Origin of the sequence: Granulicella mallensis MP5ACTX8 (genome assembly GCF_000178955.2) — a bacterium.
In the GTDB taxonomy this organism is placed as follows: Bacteria; Acidobacteriota; Terriglobia; order Terriglobales; family Acidobacteriaceae; genus Granulicella; species Granulicella mallensis.
The window spans coordinates 1,631,664-1,646,920 of the sequence record NC_016631.1 but is presented as its reverse complement, the minus strand read 5'-3'; the positions used below and the strand labels follow the sequence as shown (position 1 = coordinate 1,646,920).

The 15,257-nt window shown below is 60.6% G+C and carries 11 protein-coding genes; 2 read left to right on the top strand and 9 right to left on the bottom strand.

The genetic code is table 11. The annotated features are described in order from the left end of the window. Nucleotides 1–23: 23 nt before the first annotated feature. The 9 genes from ACIX8_RS07005 to ACIX8_RS06965 form a co-directional block, all read right to left on the bottom strand. Nucleotides 24–719, bottom strand: coding sequence for a hypothetical protein (locus tag ACIX8_RS07005; RefSeq protein WP_014264637.1), 696 nt, complete (start codon nt 717–719; stop codon nt 24–26). 3 nt (nt 720–722) lie between these two features. Next, nucleotides 723–2,015 carry a phosphopyruvate hydratase gene (gene eno, locus ACIX8_RS07000; RefSeq protein ID WP_044178033.1) on the bottom strand — a complete coding sequence of 431 codons (1,293 nt, stop codon included), beginning with the start codon at nt 2,013–2,015 and terminating at the stop codon, nt 723–725. A 283-nt stretch (nt 2,016–2,298) separates the two neighbouring features. After that, a complete protein-coding gene (locus ACIX8_RS06995) occupies nt 2,299–3,642 on the bottom strand; it encodes a sensor histidine kinase (RefSeq protein ID WP_014264635.1) in 1,344 nt (447 codons plus the stop codon). 155 nt (nt 3,643–3,797) lie between these two features. Then, complete coding sequence (locus tag ACIX8_RS06990; RefSeq protein ID WP_014264634.1) at nt 3,798–4,055, bottom strand: helix-turn-helix domain-containing protein; 258 nt, start codon at nt 4,053–4,055, stop codon at nt 3,798–3,800. A gap of 208 nt (nt 4,056–4,263) precedes the next feature. After that, complete coding sequence (locus ACIX8_RS06985; RefSeq protein ID WP_014264633.1) at nt 4,264–5,298, bottom strand: MBL fold metallo-hydrolase; 1,035 nt, start codon at nt 5,296–5,298, stop codon at nt 4,264–4,266. A 422-nt stretch (nt 5,299–5,720) separates the two neighbouring features. Further along, nucleotides 5,721–6,569 carry an HAD family acid phosphatase gene (locus tag ACIX8_RS06980; RefSeq protein ID WP_014264632.1) on the bottom strand — a complete coding sequence of 283 codons (849 nt, stop codon included), beginning with the start codon at nt 6,567–6,569 and terminating at the stop codon, nt 5,721–5,723. Further along, nucleotides 6,559–8,316, bottom strand: a complete 1,758-nt coding sequence (locus ACIX8_RS06975) for an AMP-dependent synthetase/ligase (protein ID WP_014264631.1) — start codon at nt 8,314–8,316, stop codon at nt 6,559–6,561. The genes ACIX8_RS06980 and ACIX8_RS06975 overlap by 11 nt, the downstream gene beginning before the upstream one ends. 89 nt (nt 8,317–8,405) lie before the next feature. Beyond that, on the bottom strand, nt 8,406–9,323 hold the full coding sequence (locus ACIX8_RS06970) for a PLP-dependent cysteine synthase family protein (protein ID WP_014264630.1): 918 nt from the start codon (nt 9,321–9,323) through the stop codon (nt 8,406–8,408). 101 nt (nt 9,324–9,424) lie between these two features. Next, nucleotides 9,425–10,570 carry a VWA domain-containing protein gene (locus tag ACIX8_RS06965; RefSeq protein ID WP_014264629.1) on the bottom strand — a complete coding sequence of 382 codons (1,146 nt, stop codon included), beginning with the start codon at nt 10,568–10,570 and terminating at the stop codon, nt 9,425–9,427. 421 nt (nt 10,571–10,991) lie between these two features. Between ACIX8_RS06965 and ACIX8_RS06960 the strand changes: the two genes are divergently transcribed. Together ACIX8_RS06960 and ACIX8_RS06955 are read left to right on the top strand one after the other, a co-directional pair. Continuing rightward, nucleotides 10,992–12,569 (top strand): hypothetical protein, encoded by a 1,578-nt coding sequence (locus tag ACIX8_RS06960; protein ID WP_150110511.1) that lies wholly within the window; start codon nt 10,992–10,994, stop codon nt 12,567–12,569. 333 nt (nt 12,570–12,902) lie between these two features. Then, nucleotides 12,903–15,212 (top strand): sodium-translocating pyrophosphatase, encoded by a 2,310-nt coding sequence (locus tag ACIX8_RS06955; RefSeq protein WP_014264627.1) that lies wholly within the window; start codon nt 12,903–12,905, stop codon nt 15,210–15,212. Nucleotides 15,213–15,257 lie beyond the last annotated feature (45 nt).

Below are 15,257 nucleotides of genomic sequence, written 5' to 3'. Positions count from 1 at the left end.
ATACTCCGTCATGCTTACGATAGTTATGGTTCCTGCTTGGGTGCTTCAGGATGCTCTTTGTCCCACGATGCATGAGCGGCCCTTACCTCTGGGCCATCCTTCTCAAGCACTGTGCGCATTGCTTCACTCTGCAATCGTTCTAACTCAACAGCCATTTTGGCATACGCATCGATCGAGCATTGAGTAAACTTCCGGTTGTTCTCGGAAGAAGACCATGTCTCCAACAAAGATCTTTCACGTGGTGTCAATGAAGCTTCTATGCTGTCAATTTGCTTTTGAGTTAAAGGTTTCTTCGTACTATCCTGAGATGCTTTTGCCGCTCGTTGTCCATCCGCAGGTGAGCTTCCAGCCCTGGCAGCATTCTCTTTTGCTGCCAGGGCTGGACCTATGAATTGTCTTCCGGCTTCTGTTGCTCCGACCTTTGCAAGCATCCGCGCCTCATCATCGGTCAGGCAGGCGCTGTAGTAAGGCGTTGCCACTGGAGCCAGATCGATATCCAGATAAGCTTGTTCCACTTCATCGATCACATGCTTGGGATACCAGGGCGGAAGCTCTGCTCTCATCTGGTTGAATTGTTCATGGATTACTCTTCCGCTTGACTCCTGGGAGTGCGTGCTCACCATCCATGCCCGCATCCCATCCACTGTAAGCTGTGCCTTATCCGCACGCTCGCCAGTACCAAGCATTAGCAGCGCAACCATGCCCCAACGCAGAATCATTCTTTACTCTCCGCAGTTCACTGAACTGCGGCCCAGGAACTCCGCCGTCTGCCCGAGCTCTTCCTCGATGCGCAGCAGCTGGTTGTACTTCGCAATACGATCCGTACGCGAGGCCGAGCCCGTCTTGATCTGTCCTGCTCCCGTACCCACCGCGAGGTCCGCGATGAACGTGTCTTCGGTCTCGCCCGAACGGTGCGAGATGATCGACGTATAACCGCTGCGACGAGCCAATTCAATCGCTTCCAGCGTCTCGGAGATTGTGCCGATCTGGTTCACCTTCACCAGGATCGAGTTACCCACACCCTCTTCGATACCGCGCTGCAGCCGCTTGGAGTTCGTCACAAACAGATCGTCGCCCACAAGCTGCACGTTGCGCCCGATCTTCTCGGTCAGGATCTTCCAGCCCGTCCAGTCGTCCTCAGCCAGGCCGTCCTCGATGCTGATGATCGGATACTGGCGCACCCAGCTCTCCCAGTACGCCGCCATCTGCTCCGAGTTCTTCTCGCTCTTATCCGACTTCTTGAAGATGTACTTGCCCGTGCTCTTGTCGTAGAACTCGCTCGACGCCGGATCGAGGGCAATTGCAATCTGCTCGCCCGCCTTGTAACCGGCCAGCTCGATCGCCTCAAGAATCAGCTCCAACGCCTCGACGTTCGACTTCAGCGACGGCGCGAATCCACCCTCATCGCCGACAGCCGTGTTGTAGCCCTTCTTCTTCAGCACGCCCTTCAGCGTGTGGAAGACCTCGGTGCCCCAACGCAGCGCATCGGAGAACGTCTCCGCACCCACCGGCATCACCATGAACTCCTGGAAGTCCACGTTGTTGTCGGCATGGGCGCCGCCGTTCAGAATGTTCATCATCGGCGTGGGCAGAATGCACGCATTCACGCCGCCGAAGTAGCGGTACAGCGGAATCCCCAGTGCGTCGGCCGAAGCGCGGGCGCAGGCCATCGACACCGCCAGGATCGCGTTCGCGCCGAGCCGGCTCTTGTTCTCCGTGCCGTCGATCGCGAGCATTGTCGCGTCGATCAGGCGCTGGTTGCTGGCATCCATGCCCGCAAGCTCCGGCGCCAGGATGCTCTCGACGTTCTCCACCGCCTGCAGAACACCCTTGCCGAGATAGTGCTCCTTGTCTCCATCACGAAGTTCCACCGCCTCATGCTCGCCGGTCGAAGCGCCGCTGGGCACAGCCGCGCGGCCGCGTACACCGTCTGCGAGCACGACATCGGCTTCCACCGTCGGGTTGCCGCGGCTATCCAGAATCTCTCGTGCGTGAATGGACACAATCTCAGTCATGGTCTTCCTCAATCCCTTTTGGTTCAGTTCTCTTTTATTATTGCTGCGTTTCCGGCCGGTTCCGGCAATCCGGTGCTGCAGCCTGTCTTCAAGTGCCGGTCGCTTGTCGACGGCAATCCTCTGCCCCAAAGCTCCAGCAATCGACTCAATCAGTTCCGCCATTCTTAACGTCCCACCGCGCCTCATTCTAACAAAGCCAACTCACAGGGCTGTTACGGCGTGGCTGTGGAACCTTGCTTTCAGGCAACAAGATAGGGCTCACACGAGGAGGCATTCGACACCCTCACCGCGCGAACTCCCCCAACCGTTCCCGGCCCTCCACCCCATCCACCGGCATCACCAGCCGCACCTTCGTCCCGCGCCCTGGCCGGCTGACGATCTCCACATGCGCCGCTCCCCCATACAGAACCTGCATGCGCTCGCGAACATTCTTCATCCCGATCCCCGAGCCCTCGCGGACGATCCCGCTCACCGGAGCCGCCATGCCTCCCCCGGGCTCGATCCCCACACCATCGTCCTCGATCTCGATCACCAACCTCCCATGCTCGATCCGGCTACGCAGCGTTACCGTCCCTCCACTGATGCGCGGCTCCAACCCATGCTTGATGCTGTTCTCAATCAGCGGCTGCAGCAGCATGCTCGGCACCACCACATCCAGCGTGTCGGCAGCAATCTCCTTCACCACCCGCAGCTTCTCCCCGAACCGGACGACCTCAATGTCCAGGTAGTCATCCGTAAACGTCAGCTCCTCCCCCAGGGCGACAAACGCCTCGCCCTCCCGCAGCAGCATGCGCAGGATGTTGCCGAGCTTGACGATCATCTCGCGCGCCAGCTCGGGCTTCGACCGTATGAGCGACGCAATCGAGTTCAGAGTGTTGAACAGAAAGTGCGGATTGATCTGCCGCTGCAACGCATCCAGCCGAGCCTCGAGCAACAGTCGTCCCTGCTCCTCGAGCTTCTGCTCGATGCGCACCGCGTTCCAGATCTTCAGAGGGATTCCCACAACCACCGGCGCACACGCACAGATCGCCAGTTCAACGATCCAGGAGTCCGAGTACAACTCGAAATATCGCCTTGGATAGAAACGAGATAAAAGACTTGTACCGAATTGCACAGCCATCAACAGCACCAGCAGAAAGATCTGCCGGTCGAGATGGGGATGCGTCACTGTACGCCGCACCCAGCGGTAGATGCTCAGGTCGATCAGCGGCGAGAACGACCAGATGTCGTCCTCTTCCGCGAACTGTCCGAACGCTCCGAAGATCAGGGCGATCATCAGGTTCGCGGCCAGGGCAAGGTACTCGTGATGCAGCATCGCCGGAAGCGCCAGCACCACACCGCCCACCATCGCAGCTGCAGGCCCCAGTAACAGCCCAAGCACGGCGGTCGCCTCAAAGGTGAGATCGGCAGCCAGAAAGTTGGGCACGCGTACACGCACCATCACACCCAGCATCAACGGGACACAGATCCAGGCCAGCAGCTGCAGCGTCTCGCGACGGCTACGCTCGCGCAGCAAGAGAAGCCGCTTGAAGTGTGTCGACCGCGCCAGGGAGCTGGCAACCGCCGCCGCCACGCCCAGCTCCACCAACAGCGTTATAAGGATGAGTTTTGGGTCGTTCTTATGCACACCTTTACTCTACGCGCGCCCAACCAAAGCTCATGTACAAGATGAAGAACTAGAACCAATCCGAAGCATCCGAACCTTGCTATCTCGAAGCTCGTAACTCACACATCTCGCAACTGGATGCTAAAAACACAACCGCCCAAACAGGCACCTAAGCCCTAACGAGCCCGCGACACAGGCTTCTTCTTCGCCGGATCGACATGCTGCGAGGGCGGAGTAACCCCGCTCTTCTCGTCCATCCAGGCGTCGAGCAGGCTCTTTCGAAAGCGCCAGCGATTGCCCAGCTTGAACGCCGGCACGAAACCCTCAGACGCATAACGATAGAGCGTGTCGCCGCTGATCCCCAGATACTCTGCCGCCTGGCGGATATCCATCACCTCGCGCAATGCCACTTGTACGTTCGCTGCCCCTGCCATCGGTGTCTCCAATTCCCTGCGTATCGACGTGTATCGTCGGCTATTTCCGGCGCACCTCTCTTGTACCCCCTTTTCCACAGGGTTACAAGCGGAATCGCCCAGATAGCGCATCCAGGTGCTAACTCGTTACAACTTCGTTAATACCTTAAAGCGATACCGGTAAACCGCAACATCCTATAAGCACTTCAAGTAATTGTTTATGAAAGAGTTATTTATGATGCCACCAGGCAGAGAACAGTCTGTCTCCGGACGTGACCTCAGAAGGAACTCCAGGCTGTGGAGACCAGAGCGGCAGCCCTTCCGACTGCGCCACCTCCATCATCCGTTCCATTGGCTGACGCCAACCATGCAATGCCAGGTTGAACAATCCCCAGTGAATGGGCATCAGCAACCCAGCCTTCTCCGGCCCGCCCAGATCCTGATAGGCCCTCGCCGCCCCGTCCGGACCCATGTGGATATCCGACCAGAGGGGGCTGAAGGCTCCGATCTCCAGCATGGTCAGGTCGAAGCCGTCGTACTGCGCGGCGATCTCAGCAAACCCCTCCCACCAGCCGGAGTCAGCCCCGAAGTACACCCGATGTTTCGGCCCTTCAAGCACGAAGGAACTCCACAGCGTCGTGAAGCGGTCGAACAATCCGCGACCCGAAAAGTGCTTCGACGGCCACGCCGTAATCTTCAGCGACACACCCGCCGCCTGCCCCGAGACCTCTGCGCTCTGTGTCCAGTCGAGTTCCTGGATCTGGCCCGCTTCCACCCCAAGCCGCCTCAGCCGTTCGCCTACTCCGAGCGAAGTCACCCACCGGATCTTCGGGTTCAGCGTGGCCAACCGGCGAAGCGTTTGCGCTCCGAAGTGGTCATAGTGGTCGTGCGAGATCAGCACCACATCCACCGGCGGCAGGTCTTCCAGCGCCAGCGTGGGAGCAAAGAAGCGCTTCGGCCCGAACCACTGCATCGGACTCGCGCGCTGCTCCCAGATCGGATCGATCAGGACGCGCACACCATCGATCTCAACCAGCAACGAAGAGTGCCCAAACCAGGTCACCCGCAACCCGCTCGCCGGAGCCTCCGCATAAAGGGCGGCATCCGTGTGAAACGGCCCCAGCGGAATCCTGGGCTCCGTCTCTTCCTTGTTGCTCAGGTAATGCGGCAGAACCTTCAGGGCGATGCTAAACCCGCCCACCGCCGCCGGCACAGGGTTCAGAAACCTGCGCCCGTCTTTTTCAGCTCGTTTCAATAAACCCATGAGTTTTGGATGTTACAGCAACCCCTTCAGGCTCACATAGTCGCAGGGGCGGTTGACGCATGAAAGGTTTGCCCCAATATATCCTTTGCTATATCCTTTGCTCGCATATCCACAGAATTGTTCTTTATTTGCATCCCCACAGAATCGTCATCCTGAGCGAAGCACCTCGCGCTCTTTGCGAGGTGCGCAGTCGAAGGACCCCGAAGAACTATATCTTGCCCATAATCTTGGGACCTTCTCCAGCACGAACGTTCAGGCTCGGACGCTTGAGGTAAAAAAGGAGCGAAGGATATGGGCAAGGCTGCAAGCCTCGGGGTCCTTCGACTCCGCGTCCCCAAAAACCGGGACGCTTCGCTCAGGATGACGCGGCTGTCGTAAGAGAAAATACATCGACCTTGGCTTCGGGTTGATGTCCCTGCCCCTTACGGCAAAAAGTAAAACGGGTTCGGCAGCTTCACGCTGACCTCAGCCTTCGGCTCCCCCAGCAGATCGCTCCACTGGTCGCCCACGCTCATCACGATGCGATACCCCTTATCCGCAATCCTGTGGCGCTCCTCCGACTTGTACTCGATCGTCGATACCGTATTTTCGCCGCCATTGCGCAGCACCAACCCTGCCCAGCCACGATAGCCCGCCGCCTCAAGATTCCGAGCCGTCGCCTCGGTCTGGTCCGCCGCAGGCTTGCCGGACGAGTAGTCCGGAACTCCGGCCCTCCCCGTAATAAAGAACACAGAGACCCCGGCAGCCTTCGCCTTGTTGAAAAACCGCAGGCCTCCGGGAATCGCCACGGAGGCCTCCGGCGACACGATCCAGGCATTGAACAGCGGGCCAACGTATCCGAAGTCCTCGTGCTTCATCTCGCAGTAGCTTGAAAGCGCGGTCTCGTCGATGTCCATCACCACCGCGAGCTTCTCGCCCGGCTTCTTCGCGGCGACGGCTGTAGCCAAAGCCACCTCCGCGCGTCTGTACTGAGCGTCCAGATCGGCCCAGTAGCAGCCGTTTGTTCCGACACAATCGGCATAATCCGCCAGGCGATAACGGGCTATCGCGAAGTTCTCCACCGGCTCCGCCGAAAGGATCGCGTGTGAGTCGTCCGCTCCCTGCTCCTGCTCGGCCTTCGCGGCCTCCGCCGTCATGCGGTGCGCCGGGACCGCAGCCGCCGAACATACCGGCGGCCCATAGTGATCGGTCGGCACCACCGGGGCCTGCGCCCCGGCCACTCCTGCTACCAGCCATATCATCGCCAGCCAGCGGAAGGACCTACTCTCCATAGAACTTCTCGATCTGGGACTTGTACTTCTCCAGGATCACGCGGCGCTTGAGCTTCATGCTCGGAGTCAGCTCTCCGCCGTCCACGCTCCACTCCTCCGGCACGACGCCGATCTTCTTGATCGCCTCGTAGTGCGCGAGGTCGGCGTTCACCTTCTTCACGATCTCGGCATAGACCTGCTGCACCTTAGGATCGCTAGCCAATGCCTTGGGATCACTGGTTGCAACGCCATTCTGCTTGGCCCAGCTCTCCAGCGTCTGGAAGTTCGGCGAAATGAGCACGCTGATGAACTTCTTCTTGTCCCCGATCAAAGCCGCCTGCGCGACCAGGCTGTTGGCCTTCAACTTGTTCTCGATCGGCTGCGGCGCGACCATCTTTCCGCCGCTGGTCTTAAGCAATTCCTTCTTGCGGTCGGTGATGGAGAGGAACCCGTCCTCAATCTTGCCGATATCGCCGGTCTTGAACCAGCCGTCCGCCGTGAACTCGCTCTTCGTCGCCTCCTCGTTCTGCCAGTAGCCGATGAAGACCGCAGGCCCACGCACTTCGAGCTCGCCATCCTCCGCGATGCGCGTCTCCATGTTCGGAACAATCGGTCCCACCGTGCCGATGCGATAGCCGTCGAACATATTGCGCGCGATCACCGGCGAGGTCTCGGTCATTCCGTAGCCCTCAAAGATACGAATACCCACGTCGAGGAACCACTCCGCTGAATCCATGCCCAGCGGCGCGCCACCGGCGATAAAGATCCGTGCCCGGCCACCAAAGGCCTCGCGAATCTTGCTGTAGACAAGCTTGTTCGCGAGCTGCCAGCCCAGCCCCTTGGGCTCTTCGCCGAGCAGCAGCTTCTTGCGGTTCGCCTTGCCGCGACCGACCGCCCACTCCAGGATGCGCTTCTTCATCCCCGTGGACTTATGCTCCACCGACTGCCGGATCTTCTCATACACACGCGGCACCGCCAGGAAGATCGTCGGCTGCACCGTCTTCATCGCGCCGGTAAGCGCGTCAATCTTCGGACAATACGCCAGCACCGCCTTCAGCCCATAGAGCGCATAGTCTAGATGCCGTGCCGTCACATGCGACAGCGGCAGAAAGGAAATCGAAATATCTCCCTGGACGATACCGAAACCCTCGGTCGAATAGCGCATATTACTCGCCAGATTGCCGTGCGTCAGCATCACGCCCTTCGGATCGCCCGTCGTTCCCGAGGTGTAGATGATCGTTGCCAGGTCTTCCGGCTTCACCTCTTTCACCATCGCGTCAAACGTCGCGTCCCGCTGTTCGAGCGCGGCGGAGTCCTTTACGATCTCCGCAAAGCTCTCCGCGCCGTCGAAGCTACCTTCATCGAACACCACAACGTGTTCGAGCGACGGAATCTCACCCGCGGCAACCACCTTCAGATACTGGGCCTTGGTCGAAACAAAGATCGCCTTCGCGCCGGAGTTCCTGAGCATGTACCCCATCTGCTCGGGCGTCAGCGTCTGATAGAGCGGCACATCGACGACGCCCATCGCCAGCGCGGCAAAGTCCGTAGCAGCCCACTCCCAGCGGTTCTCGCTGACCAGCGCCACGCGATCGCCCTTGCCGATCCCCCAGCTCTTCAACTTCGCGGCCACGGCACGCACGCGGCCATAGAACGCCTTGGAGGTAATCGGCTTCCACTCGCCGCCCACCTGATGCAGAGCGACCGTCTCATCACCGCGGCTGCTCATGATCTCGAACACACTGTTTACCGTCTGCAGATCAAGCATTCAAACTCTCCTCGTAGGTACCGCAGCTATGCTATCTGCTTTCGATGCAGATGCGTCCACTCAGGTCTCTTTGTGTCCGAAGCTAAGGCTTACTCGTCCAGAATGCCCTTCGACAGATACCGCTCCGCCGAATCCGGAACCAGCGTTACCACCCGCTTGCCTGCTCCCAGCTCCCGGGCCACCTCAACCGCCGCCGCCATCATCGCGCCGGAGCTCGATCCCCCCAGGATGCCCTCTTCCCGCGCCATCCGCCGCACCATCGCAAAGGCGTCATCGTCCGTCACCTTCACGATGCGATCACACACGCTGCGGTCGAACGTCGGCGGCACAAACGACACGCCGATGCCCTCCACCCGATGATGCCCCGGCTCGCCCCCCTGCAGCACGCTGCCCTGGGTCTCCACGGCAACCGTCAGGACCGCCGCGAGCTTCTTCTTCATAAACCGTGCAATGCCGGTAAACGTCCCCGCCGATCCCACCCCGAACACCACGGCGTCGATGCGACCTTCCATCTGCTCGAAGATCTCCACCGCTGTCGTCTCTTCGTGAAAGTCAGGATTAGCGGGGTTCTCAAACTGCATCGCCGCAAACGCCCCCGGAGTCTCGCGCTCAAAAGCCAACGCCCGCCGGATCGCTCCCGCTACCATCTCACTCTCAGGAGTCCGCTCGACCTCCGCGCCCAGGCCCCGCATGATGATGCACTTCTCTTCTGCGAAGCCCTCCGGCACAAACAGCTTCACCCGATAGCCGCGCTGCACTCCAATCAGCGCCAGCCCAATGCCGGTATTCCCTGCCGTGGCCTCGCAGATCGTGCCGCCCGGCTTGAGCACACCGCGCCGCTCGGCATCGAGCACCATCCCCAACGCCGCGCGGTCTTTGATGCTCCCACCCGGATTCATCATCTCGAGCTTGGCCCAGACCTCAGCCGATCCGGCAGCAGTCAGCCGATTAATCCGCACCATGGGCGTATGCCCCACCAACGCCATTACATCGTTCCCGATTCGCATTCAGAGATTACCCTCTACCGTCGCCGGAAGAACCAACATCATGGAATCGCAATCGTAGTCGTTTCCGCGACGAAATCAAGCTGCGTCCGCATGGCTTCGTTTTACTTGCTGGCTGGAGTACCTGGCGCCGGAGCGTCAGAAGACGCAGGCTTGGGGAAGTATCCCGTTCTCGTCCTCACCTGCAGACCGTGGAACCCCTTCGCCTTCGCCTCGACATGGATCTGCCGGTAGCCGCCCAGTGCAGGCGACTTCGACGAGTGGTATTCAATCGTGTACTGCGTGCGGATATCCTGCGCAACCTCACGGGTCAGCCCATCGACATCCTTCAAGGACTTCGGAAAGTACGCCTGTCCGCCGGTCTGCTGAGCAAGCTCCTGCAGTACCTCCCTGGCATGCTTGGCCTCGCTCCGGCTCACATCGTCACCGAAAAGCAGCCCGATGCAATAGATCGCCGGCCCGTCCAGGTCCTGCACACGCCGAATGGCCGACTCCAGCGAGGCGCTGGACGCATTGTCCTCGCCATCGGTAACGATCAGCAGGACCTGCTTCGGATGCTTCGCATTCTTGCTCAGGTAATCGGCCGACGCGACCACAGCGTCATACAGCGCCGTCCCTCCGCTCGTATGGATGTAGGCCAGCCCCTGCTGCAGCTTCGCAATACTGTTCGTGAAGTCCTGATCGATATAGGCCTCCGAGCTGAAGTCCACCAGGAACGCCTCATCCAGCGGATTGGACAACTTCACCAGGTCGAGCGACGCCTCGTTCACCGCCGCGCTCTTCTCATACATAGACCCCGAGCTATCGATCAGAATCCCGAGCGACACCGGAAGATCTTCATGCTTGAAGCCGCGAATCTCCTGCGCAACGCCGTCCTCGTACACATGGAAGGCATCCTCGGGAAGCGAGTCCACCGTATGCCCCGAGCTATCGATGACGGAGGCATTCAGCCTCACCTCATAAGCATTCGCGTGCAGCGTAAAGTGGCCGTCCTGACGCGTGATCGTGCCACTATTACTACCCGATCCGGCAGCCTGTCCGGGATTCTGCAGAGATCCCTTGGTCGTATCGGAATCCGGTGAAGGCACAGGATCGGCGTCCACCGTCAGCGGTGGCGCCGGCCGAGTCTGCGCAGGCGGCTGCGGCTGGGCGGGAGGCGTCGTCTGGGCGGCCATCTGCACGCACGACAGTCCGCCGCTCAATATCCCGAAAACTACAAATGTCTCTAACGCTTTACTGCAACGGCGCATAGTACCTCTCACAACTATCAATACCTGTCCTTAGCCCCCGATGAAACACAACCGCACTCTCAATTTACGCCACGAACCCACAAAACCCCGCACTCTAAAGTACGATGCAAGAAGCTATGCCAATGTCGGCTCTGGGGCGTGTCATCAAATTCTCTCTGACAGCATGTTCTCTCTGATAGCGTGCAAACAATCTGCTGTGGCAGGAACCGGAAGGGCATGGCTTCAGCCATGCCGTAAATAGTCGGCCAAAGGCCGTACCTTTCTGCCGAAGGCGGGGGTGTAGGCGTAGCCGCAACGACTGAATTGCTTTCTTTTGGTCGTGGCGAACCCCGTCACCACTTCTCCAGCGCTGTAGACCGAGCCAAAACCTTCACCCAGGGGGACACAATCTGTGATGGTTAGCAATTTAGATGCCCCTTCCATGAAGCGTATCTTCGCCATCCTCACCTTCGCGGCCCTGAGCATGGCCGCACTGCTCGCCCTGCTTCCTGCTGCCGGCCACGACCAGCTCTGGTTTCTTCTGATGGCACGACGCTGGCTCGGGGGTGCCCAGATCTATGGACCCTTTCTCTTCGACTCCAACCCGCCGGGCGTTATATGGTTGTCCGCTCTGCCCATTCTTCTCGGCCAACTGCTTCATCTTCCCTCTACCACCGCCGCAAAGCTGCTGGTAGTCCTCGCCGAAGCCCTCTCCGCGGGATTGAGTTACCGGCTCCTCCGCTACGCTTGGCGGCCACTCGAAGCTTACGAACGCTGGGCGCTGCTCTTCGCCTTCCTCGTACTCTTCGGCGTAGTTCCCGCACGCGACTTCGGACAGCGCGACCAGATGCTCGCCTTCCTCGTCCTGCCCTACGTCCTGGCCGCCGCAACCGATTTTCACGAGCACAGCCTGATCTTCCTGCGCGGCACCGTGGGCGTCATGGCGGCAATCGGCATCTGTCTCAAACCGCACCACGCCCTGCTGGTCATCGCCATTGAGCTAGCGCTGCTTTTCCTTCCCTCCCCAACAACGCGCACACGCCGTCTGCAGAGACTCCTTCGTCCTGAACCGCTGCTGATCCTGCTGCTGGGCGCAATCTTTCTCGCGGCAACACACCAGTTCACGCCGCAGTACTTCACCTTCGCACTGCCGGTTCTGCACGACACCTACTGGGCCATCGGCCATCTCTCTCTGGCTGGGCTTGCATTGGAGGCCATCGAACTCTGCCTGCTCGCCGCCGGCACCATCGCGCTCTACGCAATCACCAAACCCCAGTCATTGCTGCTTCGTCTGCTGCTCATCGCGGGCGCAGCCTCTCTCTTCGCGTACTTCCTGCAGGGAACGGGCTGGTACTACCAGCAGATTCCCGCCATCGACCTCTTCGGCACAGCCCTGGTGCTCCAGCTACTCAACCTCGCCCAGCGCAAACAACTCACACCCCCACGCTGGACCGTGCCTGCCGTCGCCGCTCTCTGTCTTCTGGCACTCGCACTCACAACCCACTTCACGGGCTACCCCTTCACCGCCGACCGTGCCTTCGCTATCGAGTCACCCGACCCAGCGTTCTTCAAAGACCTTCCTCCCGGCACTCCCGTCGCCACCCTGACGACGTCCGTCGACGAAGCCATGATGCCCATCGAGCGCTACCACCTGACTTGGGCCCAGCGCATGAACAACCTCTGGCTTCTGCCCGCCATCCTGCGCAACGAAACACCCGCAGCAGGCAAGCCTCCGAGCCATATCCTGCAACCCAGCCAACTGGCAGCACTCGAAGCCCTGCAACATCGCTTCATGGTGGAGGATCTCAACCACTGGCACCCGCAGCTCGTGCTGGTTGAGCGCTGCCAGCAAGCCAGCATCCACTGCCAGGTGCTCGAAGACCGCCACGACAACCTGCTGGCCTGGTTCCTCCGCGACCAAGCATTTGCAGCCGTCTGGAGAAACTACAAGTATCAAGGCTCACGCGGCTCCTTCGACGCCTACACCCTCACGCCACCTTCTCCTAGCGCGGGCAAATAGCACGAGCCTTGGCTGCCGCCGTTGCCGTTGCTTTTCTTGCTTGTCATTCCGAGCGCAGCGAGTGAACCTGCTTCCTCCCGTTCTTTGGTAGTGCCGCCACAGACGTTATGCGTCCACCAACCGCTCCTCACATGCCTTCTGGGCAGCACCAGCGAAAAACGGGAGACAGCAGGTTCGCTCGCTCCGCTCGGAATGACAACCAGAAAGACCCACCCGCGTTGACCCCACCGCACGTGTGTGCTCTAATTCGCCCGTCTCCCCGGTGGGCAGTTATCCCGTCGTCAAACGGACCGTTCACCCTCTATCTACGCGATTCAAGGAGGACCACCCTTCATGCACTTCGGCGTACTTACAGCAGCACTCTTCACCCTTCAAGACATCCCTTCCACCCCCGTAAACAGCAGCGACAGCCTCTGGCTCTGGATCGCCATGGGCGTCGGCGTACTCGCCCTCATCGCCGCCTTCGTTCTCGCCAGAATCGTCCTCGCCGGAGACACCGGCACCGCCGAGATGCAAGCCATCTCCAACGCCATCCGCGAAGGCGCCGAAGCCTTCCTCTCCCGCCAGTACCGCACCATCGGCATCCTCGCCGTCGTCATCGCGATCGTCGTCTTCTTCGGCTACTACCTCTCGCCCCGCACCCAGGACGTCGCGCTCAAGACCGTCATCGCCTTCCTGGTCGGCGCCATCTGCTCCGGGCTCGCCGGATTTACCGGCATGTACGTCTCCATCCGCGCCAACATCCGCACCGCCTCCGCCGCCCGCACCTCGCTGAATAAAGCGCTCCAGGCCGCCCTGCGCGGCGGAGCCGTCACCGGCCTCGTCGTCGTTGCCCTCTCGCTCCTCGGTGTCGGCGCGCTCTTCTTCTTCTTCGGAGGCCTCGACCACCCACGGCAGGTCCCCTACCAGCTCGTCGGCTTCGGCTTCGGAGCCTCGCTCGTCGCCCTCTTCGCCCAGCTCGGCGGCGGCATTTACACCAAGGCCGCCGACGTCGGCGCAGACCTCGTCGGCAAGGTCGAAGCCGGCATCCCCGAGGACGATCCCCGCAACCCCGCCGTCATCGCCGATCTCGTTGGCGACAACGTCGGCGACTGCGCCGGCCGTGGCGCGGACATCTTCGAGTCCACCGCCGCCGAAAACGTCGGTGCGATGATCCTCGGCGCGGCGCTCTATCCCGTCTTCGGCATCAAGGGCATCCTCTTCCCCCTGATCGTCCACGCCATCAACCTCGTCGCCTCCATCATCGGCGTAGCCGTCGTCAAAACCAACGACACCGAAGACCCCATGTCCGCCCTGAACCGCGGCTTCTACGTAACGGCGGTTCTGGCCCTCGCAGGCTTCGCAACAGCCGTCTACATGATGCTCAACGGCCCCGGCGTCCAGCCCATGTATCTGCTCTTCTGCGGCATCATCGGCCTGGCTACGGCGTTCCTCTTCGTCTGGATCACGCAGTACTACACCGAGAGCAAGTACCGCCCAGTCAAGTCCATCGCCGAAGCCTCGCTCACCGGCCCCGCGACGAACATCATCAGCGGCCTCGCCGTCGGCATGGAGACTCCCGCCATGCCCGTCATCGTCATCTCCGCCGCGCTGCTGCTCAGCTACTACTGCGGCGTCCAGGGCCTTGCCGGATTCCCCGGAATCTCCGACTACGCCAAGGGCATCTACGGAACCGCCATCGCCACGATGGGCATGCTCTCCTGCGCGGCTTACATCCTCGCGATGGACACCTTCGGCCCCATCACCGACAACGCCGGAGGCATCATCGAGATGTCGAACCAGGACGAGTCCGTCCGCGACAAGACCGACAAACTCGACTCCGCCGGCAACACCACAAAGGCCCTGACCAAGGGCTACGCCATCGGCTCGGCCTCGCTCGCCGCGTTCCTGCTCTTCTCCGCGTATCTCGAAGAGATCAAGTCCATCGTCACCGCCAAGGTCAGCGCTGCCGGTTCTGCGGGCTACATGCCGCCCGGCTGGTCGTTCACTAACATCAATCTCGCCGAGATCCCCGTCTTCGTTGGAGCCCTGCTCGGCGCAATGCTGACGTATCTCTTCTCGTCCCTCGCCATCAAAGCCGTGGGCCGCACCGCGCAGATGGTCGTCAAGGACGTCCGCGACCAGTTCCGCGAGAACCCCGGCATCATGGCGGGCACCTCCAAGCCCGACTACGCACGCTGCGTCAGCATCGTAACCGGCGCAGCACTGAAAGAGATGGTCCTCCCCGGCATCCTCGCAGTCGGTCTGCCTGTAGCTGTAGGCCTCATCTTCCGCAACTTCAGCTCCACCTACGGCGCGGGCTCCGAGGTCCTCACCCGCAACGGCATCCTCAACGTGCCCACGATCAACGGCGTCCCGGTGAACCTCGGCGGAGCCTCCGCCGTAGCGGGCCTGCTGATGGTCGGCACCATCTCCGGCATCCTGCTCGCCATGCTGATGAATAACGGCGGCGGCGCCTGGGATAACGCCAAGAAGTGGATTGAAACCGGCCAGTACGGCGGCAAAAAATCCGACGCCCACAAAGCCGCCGTTGTCGGCGACACGGTAGGCGACCCCTTCAAAGACACCGCCGGCCCCTCGCTCCACGTTCTGATCAAGCTGTTAGCAACCATCACACTGGTGCTCGCACCGCTCTTCCTTTAGACCAGCAACCAGACAAAGGGCATCATCGACTGCTGTATTTGCTGT

Bases quoted from the DNA above. Each gene is read 5' to 3' on its own strand.
- ACIX8_RS06970 (WP_014264630.1), bottom strand. From the start codon at position 9,323: ATGCGAATCGGGAACGATGTAATGGCGTTGGTGGGGCATACGCCCATG.
- eno (WP_044178033.1), bottom strand. From the start codon at position 2,015: ATGACTGAGATTGTGTCCATTCACGCACGAGAGATTCTGGATAGCCGC.
- ACIX8_RS06975 (WP_014264631.1), bottom strand. From the start codon at position 8,316: ATGCTTGATCTGCAGACGGTAAACAGTGTGTTCGAGATCATGAGCAGC.
- ACIX8_RS06990 (WP_014264634.1), bottom strand. From the start codon at position 4,055: ATGGCAGGGGCAGCGAACGTACAAGTGGCATTGCGCGAGGTGATGGAT.
- ACIX8_RS06985 (WP_014264633.1), bottom strand. From the start codon at position 5,298: ATGGGTTTATTGAAACGAGCTGAAAAAGACGGGCGCAGGTTTCTGAAC.
- ACIX8_RS06980 (WP_014264632.1), bottom strand. From the start codon at position 6,569: ATGGAGAGTAGGTCCTTCCGCTGGCTGGCGATGATATGGCTGGTAGCA.
- ACIX8_RS07005 (WP_014264637.1), bottom strand. From the start codon at position 719: ATGATTCTGCGTTGGGGCATGGTTGCGCTGCTAATGCTTGGTACTGGC.
- ACIX8_RS06960 (WP_150110511.1), top strand. From the start codon at position 10,992: ATGAAGCGTATCTTCGCCATCCTCACCTTCGCGGCCCTGAGCATGGCC.
- ACIX8_RS06955 (WP_014264627.1), top strand. From the start codon at position 12,903: ATGCACTTCGGCGTACTTACAGCAGCACTCTTCACCCTTCAAGACATC.
- ACIX8_RS06965 (WP_014264629.1), bottom strand. From the start codon at position 10,570: ATGCGCCGTTGCAGTAAAGCGTTAGAGACATTTGTAGTTTTCGGGATA.